A 3,485-nucleotide genomic window follows, 5' to 3' on the forward strand; every position below is an offset into this window, starting at 1 on the left:
ACAAGCTATTCACAAATATATCGATTACTACAACAACGTAAGAATCAAAACAGGACGAAAAAACATGACCCCGATTGAATATCGGAATCATGTTCTAACAACCTTAACGGCGTAATACTAATTTGTCCCAATTTTGGGGGTCACATCAAAAATGATAGACTTAGAAATATTTTTAGATTTTTGTCATTGTTGGATGTAATAAGAATAAAGTATGATAGAATTATGAAGCAACTTATACATTGAGGAAGTGGGTTATGAAATACGTCTTTAGATATCTCAGAGACTTTCGTAAGGAAAGTATTCTAGCACCCTTATTTAAATTGCTGGAAGCTTTGTTTGATTTGCTGGTTCCTTTGGTCGTAGCCAGAATTATTGACTACGGCATCAAAGAGAAAAACCAGCCGTATGTTTTCCAGCAGGTGGGCCTGCTGGTCATCTTGGCCTTGCTGGGGATCAGCGCCAGCATCACGGCGCAGTGGTTCGCGGCCAAGGCCAGTGTCGGCGTTGCCACGCAGCTGCGCCAGGCAACTTTTGACAAGGTGGAAAATTTCAGTTTTGCCAACTTGGACCAGCTGCCGCCAAGTACCTTGATCACCCGGCTGACCAGTGACATCAACCAGGTCCAGACGGGCTTCAACATGGCTCTCAGACTGCTGCTGCGCAGTCCTTTTATTGTTTTTGGCTCCATGATCGCGGCCTTTACGGTCAACGTGCAGGCCGCCTTGATCTTTGTGGTGGCGATTCCTCTGCTGGCCCTGGTGGTTTTTGGCATCATGCTGGTCAGCATCCCGCTTTACCGGCGGGTGCAAAAGCGCCTGGATGAAATTACCCGCTTAAGCAATGAGAACTTGACCGGGGTCCGGGTAATCCGGGCCTTCAGAAAGGAAAAAGCGGCGGTGGCCAAATTTGACGAAAAAGTCGTGGCCATGACCAAGCTGAACGAGTTCGTCGGCCGCCTTTCCGCTGCCATGAATCCGGTGACTTACGTGATGATCAACATCGCGGCGGTCATCTTGATCCAGGTTGGCGCTTTGCAGGTCAGCCAGGGGTCAATGGCCCAGGGGCAGGTGGTGGCCTTGTACAACTACCTGGCCCAAATGATCGTTGAACTGATCAAGCTGGCCAGCCTGATCATCACCATCAACCGGGCCTGGGCCTGCGGCGACCGGGTGGGCCAGGTGCTGGCGGTTGAAAATGAGCTGACTTATCCAGAGAGCGGTCCCAGCGTCCAGGACGCGGGCGTGGAATTCAAGAACGTTTCCTTTACTTATCCGCATGCCGCAGCTCCGGCTGTCAGCCAGCTGACTTTCAAGATCGATCCGGGCACGACCGTGGGCATCATTGGCGGTACTGGCAGCGGCAAGAGCAGCCTGCTCAAGCTGATCACGCGCTTTTACGACTGTGACCAAGGGGAGATTGACCTTGGCGGGGTGCCGCTTAAGCAGCTGAGCAAGCAGGACCTGCTTGCCCAGTACGCGCTGGTGCCGCAAAAAGCCCAGCTGTTTGCCGGCAGCATCCGGGAAAACCTGCTGATGGGCAATTCGCAAGCCAGCGATGAAGACTTGTGGCAGGCTCTGGAATTGGCCCAAGCCAAGGACGTGGTCATGGGCAAGCCAGGCCAGCTGGATTTCGCGGTTGAGCAGGAAGGCCGCAACCTCTCCGGCGGGCAAAAGCAGCGTTTGACGATTGCCCGGGCCCTGGCCAAAAAGGCGCCGCTCCTGATCTTGGACGACAGCGACAGCGCCCTGGACCTGGCGACGTCGGCCCGGCTGCGCCAAGCCCTGGCCAGCTTGAAGGACGTCACGAAAATTTTGGTCTCGCAGCGGGCTTCGAGCATCATGCAGGCCGACCAGATTCTGGTGCTCGATGACGGGAATCTGGTAGCCAGCGGCAAGCATGCCGACCTCCTTGAGAGCTGCCGGGTCTACCAGGAAATCTACTACTCGCAATTTCCCGAAGCAGCCAAGGAGGCAAAGCAATGAAAAAACAAACTGAAAAAATGGACAGCTGGCAGGCAATGAAGCAGCTCTTGCCGATCATTGGCCGCTACCGGCTCTTGCTGGTCTTGAGCATTCTTTTGGCGGGAGTTTCCGTTGTCTTGCAGCTGTATGTGCCGATCATTTTCGGCCAGGCGATCGACCAGATCGTCGGAGTCGGCCGGGTCAACTTCGCCGTCATCGGCCAGGACCTGGTCAAGATCATAATCCTGGTCGTTTTGTCGGCCGCTGCTACCTGGGTGATGGGGCTGATCAACAACAAGCTCACCTACCAGACCGTTCAGGACATCCGGGAAAAGGCCATCCGCCAGCTGCAGCTTCTGCCGCTGTCTTATCTGGACCAGCACCCAAGCGGGGACATCGTCTCCAGAATTATCGCTGACACTGACCAGCTCTCAGACGGCCTGCTTTTAGGCTTTTCCCAGCTCTTTACCGGCGCGATCACGATCGTTGCCACCCTGGTTTTCATGCTGAGCCAGTCGGTGGGCATCACCTTGCTGGTGCTGGTATTGACGCCGGTCAGCTTCATTGTGGCTCGCTTTATCGCCAGCCACTCTTACCAGATGTTCCGCCGGCAGAGCCAGACGCGCGGTGAACAGACCAGCTTGATTGAAGAAATGGTCAACGGGGTGAAGGTGGTCAAGGCTTTCGGCTATGAAAAAACTGCCTCCAGCCGTTTTGCTGAAATCAACCAGCGCCTGCAGAAATACAGCCAGCAGGCAACTTTTTACTCCAGTTTGACCAATCCGGCTACGCGTTTTATCAACTCACTGATCTATGCCCTGGTGGCTTTGGCAGGCGCTTTGTCAATCATGGCCGGGAACTTGACCGTCGGCGGCCTAAGCGTGCTGTTGAACTATGCCAACCAGTACATGAAGCCTTTCAACGACATCAGCTCGGTGATCACGGAACTGCAAAACGCGGCTGCCTGTGCCAGCCGGGTCTTTGAACTGATCAACCAGGAAGCGGAAGTCGACCCGGTTGACCTGGAAGGCGATGATGAAACGGCCGCGGCTGCTGGCGGCGAGGTCGTCTTTGACCACGTCGACTTTGCCTACCAGGCCGACAAGCCTTTGATTCAAGACTTTAACCTGACCGCCAAGCCGGGGATGCGGGTTGCCCTGGTCGGTCCGACCGGCTGCGGGAAGACCACGACCATCAACTTGCTGATGCGCTTTTATGACGTTGACAAGGGCGCCATCCTGCTGAACGGGACTGATATCAGAGACATGCCGCGGCATGCCCTGCGGAAAAACTTCGGCATGGTCCTGCAGGATACCTGGCTGGAAGAAGGAACCGTCCGGGAAAACCTGGCTTACGGCAAGGAAGACGCCAGTGACGAGGAAATCATTCAGGCAGCCAAGGAAGCTCACAGCTGGGGCTTCATCCGCCGCCTGCCCCAGGGCCTGGACACGCCGCTGTCGGCTGACAGCCTCAGCGCCGGGCAAAAGCAGCTGCTCTGCATTACCCGGGTAATGCTGCTGGATC

At 55.2% G+C, this 3,485-nt stretch carries 3 protein-coding genes; all 3 read left to right on the top strand.

Features of this window, described 5'->3' with window-relative positions; all coding sequences use genetic code 11:
• Window positions 1-115: IS3 family transposase (locus lacNas_RS05415; RefSeq protein WP_191669675.1), on the top strand; the 115-nt coding region annotated here is incomplete at its 5' end.
• Between the two features lie 139 nt (window positions 116-254).
• Window positions 255-1,982, top strand: coding sequence for an ABC transporter ATP-binding protein (locus lacNas_RS05420; RefSeq protein WP_201330102.1), 1,728 nt, complete (start codon window positions 255-257; stop codon window positions 1,980-1,982).
• Window positions 1,979-3,485 (top strand): ABC transporter ATP-binding protein (locus lacNas_RS05425; protein WP_201346673.1); only part of this gene is annotated, 1,507 nt, incomplete at its 3' end. The genes lacNas_RS05420 and lacNas_RS05425, both read left to right, overlap by 4 nt.

Origin of the sequence: Lactobacillus nasalidis (genome assembly GCF_016587775.1) — a bacterium.
GTDB classification, from domain to species: domain Bacteria; phylum Bacillota; class Bacilli; order Lactobacillales; family Lactobacillaceae; genus Lactobacillus; species Lactobacillus nasalidis.